Here is a 237-nt window from a genome sequence, read left to right as displayed (position 1 = left end):
GCTTCTTGTCCGCGTTATCGAGCGAACGCAGCCGGCACCAGCGGCGGCTCAGTTCAGCGAGAAAACGCACGCGCTCGAGATCCGGCTGATAGCGGACCACGTCGACTTCCGTATGCGGACAACGATAGGCGAGTCCCTTGAAACTGATCGCGCGCGTGATGATGCGGCCGTCCACTTCCGGCAGCGCGATATGCATCGCGATGTCGCGCGAATTGAGACCCTGGTTGTCCTTCACCC

The 237-nt window shown here is 61.6% G+C and carries 1 protein-coding gene; it reads right to left on the bottom strand.

What is annotated here, in order from left to right; translation table 11 throughout:
- Positions 1 to 237 (bottom strand): cobaltochelatase subunit CobN (locus tag SB753_RS41210; protein ID WP_410805702.1); only part of this gene is annotated, 237 nt, incomplete at both ends.

The organism is Paraburkholderia sp. SIMBA_053, from assembly GCF_046534895.1.
GTDB lineage: Bacteria > Pseudomonadota > Gammaproteobacteria > Burkholderiales > Burkholderiaceae > Paraburkholderia > Paraburkholderia caledonica.
The sequence above is the reverse complement of the archived record's forward strand: the minus strand, read 5'-3'. Positions and strand labels throughout refer to the sequence as shown.